Genomic DNA, 3,562 nt, shown 5'->3' on the forward strand with positions numbered 1-3,562 from the left:
GCACCATGACGGCGAAATGGATGGTGCGCGCCGTCTGTCGGCCGCCAAGGATTTCGTTGAGCCATGGCAGCACCGAATCCATGCTTGGCGACATGGCGAGCCCGGTCACGATCATCAACGGCAGAGCCACGAACAGCACGCCGCCATAAGCCATCTTCTGCAGGGTGTTGTACTCACGGGTGTGGTGGAATTTCAGCTTCGCGTGGTCGACGATGTCGCGCGGCAGCTTGCGCATATCCGAGAGGCGAGGGGCGAGGTCTCGGCGGATGTGGCCGTTGACCAGGCCGGCGATCAGCCAGACGAGCAGCGTCGTGGTTAGGATCCAGGCGAAGAAGAAATGCACGACGCGGGCGGTGCCAAGGTCGTAATAGGAGGGAATGGTCGCCCAGGCCGGAAAGGCGCGGGGCGTTTCCTGTCCGGGCGGACCCGACCAGCCGAGCACGCCGGTAGTGTCGAAGCGGTGGCCGAGGATCGCGGTGAAACCGCGCGGACCGTTGGCGGTGTTTTCGGCGCCGATCTCGAGAATGGTGTTGTTGAACTCGAAACCGGACTGCTTGCCGAGATAAAGCTGCGGCCGCGCGTTGAAGATCTGCAGGCCGGAAAGCAGCATGAAGAACAGCGAGAAAGCCCACAGCCAATGGGTCAACCGCGTCCAGCGCGACTGCCGGTAGATGAGGGTGGTGTCCACTTCGTCCACCTTGGGGGTGGATTGGTTGTTGGCAACAGCGTCCATCTTGCCTCCGGCCGCCTCAGGCAGGCGGCTTCTCAGGTCCTTGTCTTCCCTCAATACGTCGCCGCACAAGGCAATGTTTCATGCGATCACGGATTTATTACGGAGAGCCCAGGGTGACCGCGAGATTGACCGCCGCGGCAACGATCACCGTGTTGAAGAAAAAGCTCAGGATCGAGTGGACAAGCACGACAAGGCGCATTTGCGAGGTGGTTATGGCCGTGTCCGCCGTCTGCGCCGTCATGCCGATGACCGTCGCGAAATAGAGGAAGTCCCAACCTTCTGGTCTTTTGCCGCCGGGAAAATCGAGGCCGCCGACCGGCATTTTCTTCTGGGTTTTCTGATCGATCTCGCCTCCATCCTTCCAATAGACATGCGCATAGTGAAGCGACGCCATGGCGTGGATGGTGAACCAGCCGAGCGGGATCGACAGCATGGCGAAGGCAAGCTGCCAAGGGTGCGCCGCATCTTTCTGATTGATCAAAAGAAACAGCGAGACGATGGCCGCAACGACGACGAAGAACGTGACGGCGAAGATAAGCAGCACGGGCATGTCCGTCGCGCGCGCGTTCCTGCTGAGATAGCGGCCGGTGAGGCTCGGCATCAGCGCCAGCACCATGGCGATATAGCTCACGAAGAACACATTGGCGCCGATGGAGTAGGGGAGCGGTGCCTTGAGCAGAAGAGCCACCAGTAGGGCGACGATGCCGATCGCAAAGGCCAGTGCGAACTGCATGTGGCGATGCATCGGCGTCTTGAGGTCTTCACCCATGGGTCGGGTCCCTGAAGACGTTGGATCAATCCGGTGTGACGGATTTGAGCGCGCGCCGCAAGATGCGGTCGAGCTCGCCTAGAAACTGCGACCTGTCCTTTTGCGTGAAGGAGGCATTGAAGCCGCGGCTTTCGCCGGTCTCGCGCAGATGCTGCTTCAGATCGCGCATCGCCACCGCCATGCCGATGGTTTCCGGGGTGAACGGGCGTCCGGTCGGCCCCAGCACATGCGCGCCGAGCGCCACCGTGCGCGCGGCAAGCGGAATGTCGGCCGTCACCACGATGTCGTTCTCCCTGGCGTTCTCGACGATCCAGTCGTCCGCGGCATCGGCGCCTTTGGAGACGACGACATTGCGGATCATCGGATCGCGCGATGGGCGCAGGCCGCCATTGGAGACATAGGTGACGACAACCCCATGACGCTCGGCGACCTTCTCGACCTCGGCCTTGACCGGGCAGGCGTCGGCATCGACGTAGATCATGATTTCCCGAGCGATCGGCGACTCCTGGCGGCTATTTGTCTTCCGGCGCCAGTTCCACCAGCAACCGAGTGACGATCATGTCACGCAGCACGATGCCCTCCGGCACCCCGGCGGCGGTGATGGCCACGAGTCTGGCTGTATTCTCGCTTTGCATTTTCTGCAAGGCGTCGACGTTGCTGGCCGTGTCGGCGATGGATTTGTCGGAGAAGCCGCCGACCGTCCGAATCGCCGCCGGATCGGACCCCCGCAGGGCAGCCATCAGACGGCTGATCTGCTCAGAGTTCCTGTTATCGGTCAGCTGCGCCAGCACGACGCTGCCCTTGGCTGAGGCGACATACTTTCCGGCAGGGTCGATGACCACTACCGACATGTCGGGATCATGTTGCGATAGGACACGGATATACTCTGCAATGACGGGCGCCTGATAATAGTCGCCACGGCCAAGCTGCAAAGTCATGCTCACCGGCTTTCCCGGCGCCAAATTGCGATCGACATTCTCAAGCTGGACGAAGTCGCCCTTGGCGACGAACTCGCCTTCGACAATGGAAGAACTGATCGGTATCGGGTCGATTGTCTTCTTGGCTTCCTCGCGGAATTTCGCGCCCCAGCCACCCGGCCCGGTGAACTCGCTGATATCGCCGGACACTACCCCATAAGCGAGCAACGGAATGATCATGAGAGCGATCAGGGTTACACTGTCGCCAAGGGAAAACCGTTTGATGCCATAGGCGAGAACTATCCCGATCAAGAGCACGGCCGCTGCGATGGCTGTTGCCAGCATTTGTCCCTCCGGGCGAACGTCGACCAATGGGCGATCTTTCGATCGCCCATTGGCAATTTCCATGAAGCATTTCACGCAGGAGCGCCCGGTCGTCACCGGACCGACTGGGCTCAGGCCGGCAGCGCGCCGGACTTCTTCGCCGTCCAGGTGGCCATATAGTCCATCAGGCCGGGGTTGAGGCAGTCATAGGGCTCGAGCCCAATCGATCTCAGTTGCGCGCGGATACCGTCCATGCGGCTGGGGTCGACGCCGGATTCGATGATCGAGGAGACGAAGGCGGCGAAGCCCGGCGGCGACCAGCCGTCCTCCTCGAAGCGTTCCGGATGGATGAAGGACAGGCCCTTGAAGGGATGGTCGCGCTCGACCGGGCCATGCATGTGGACGCCGCAGCCGGTGCAGGCGTGGCGCTGGATCAGCGCCGAAGGATCGACCACCTTCAGCTTGTCTCCATTCTCGGTGACGGTGACGTCGCCGGTACCGGCGACGGCCACGACCGAGAATATGGCGCCTTCCGGCTTCCAGCATTTGGTGCAGCCGCAGGCGTGGTCGTGAGCGATCTGGCCCTTGACCTTCACCTTCACAGGGTTGCTCGTGCAGAGGCAGACCAGCGTGCCGCCGGAGAAGGATGCGCTTTCCTTCGGCAAGCCATTGTCAATCTTCGGATGCAGTTTCTCGGCCATTCCATTCCTCCCATGTTTTACCACAGAGGTCGCCGGCGTTCCGGCCTGCGGCCTGGTGGCTTTCCTCAGTAAACCACGACGCTGCGGATCGACTTGCCCTCATGCATGAGGTCAAAAC

At 61.5% G+C, this 3,562-nt stretch carries 5 protein-coding genes; all 5 read right to left on the minus strand.

Annotated features, from left to right (window positions below):
• Positions 1 to 733: cytochrome b/b6 domain-containing protein (locus EOA24_RS31075; protein WP_133374694.1), on the minus strand; the 733-nt coding region annotated here is incomplete at its 3' end.
• A 97-nt stretch (positions 734 to 830) separates the two neighbouring features.
• On the minus strand, positions 831 to 1,502 hold the full coding sequence (locus EOA24_RS31080; protein WP_126082372.1) for a DUF1345 domain-containing protein: 672 nt from the start codon (positions 1,500 to 1,502) through the stop codon (positions 831 to 833).
• Positions 1,503 to 1,527: 25 nt separating this feature from the next.
• On the minus strand, positions 1,528 to 1,983 hold the full coding sequence (locus tag EOA24_RS31085; protein ID WP_126082373.1) for a YaiI/YqxD family protein: 456 nt from the start codon (positions 1,981 to 1,983) through the stop codon (positions 1,528 to 1,530).
• 31 nt (positions 1,984 to 2,014) lie between these two features.
• Positions 2,015 to 2,764: a hypothetical protein gene (locus EOA24_RS31090; protein ID WP_127410446.1), complete on the minus strand. Its 750-nt coding sequence runs from the start codon at positions 2,762 to 2,764 to the stop codon at positions 2,015 to 2,017.
• 110 nt (positions 2,765 to 2,874) lie between these two features.
• Positions 2,875 to 3,444 carry an S-(hydroxymethyl)glutathione synthase gene (gfa, locus tag EOA24_RS31095; protein WP_126060495.1) on the minus strand — a complete coding sequence of 190 codons (570 nt, stop codon included), beginning with the start codon at positions 3,442 to 3,444 and terminating at the stop codon, positions 2,875 to 2,877.
• Positions 3,445 to 3,562: the final 118 nt, after the last annotated feature.

The organism is Mesorhizobium sp. M2A.F.Ca.ET.039.01.1.1, from assembly GCF_003998035.1.
Lineage (GTDB): Bacteria > Pseudomonadota > Alphaproteobacteria > Rhizobiales > Rhizobiaceae > Mesorhizobium.

Excerpts from the sequence above, each read along its gene's own strand:
- gfa (WP_126060495.1), bottom strand. The coding sequence starts at position 3,444 with ATGGCCGAGAAACTGCATCCGAAGATTGACAATGGCTTGCCGAAGGAA.
- EOA24_RS31085 (WP_126082373.1), bottom strand. The coding sequence starts at position 1,983 with ATGATCTACGTCGATGCCGACGCCTGCCCGGTCAAGGCCGAGGTCGAG.
- EOA24_RS31090 (WP_127410446.1), bottom strand. The coding sequence starts at position 2,764 with ATGCTGGCAACAGCCATCGCAGCGGCCGTGCTCTTGATCGGGATAGTT.
- EOA24_RS31080 (WP_126082372.1), bottom strand. The coding sequence starts at position 1,502 with ATGGGTGAAGACCTCAAGACGCCGATGCATCGCCACATGCAGTTCGCA.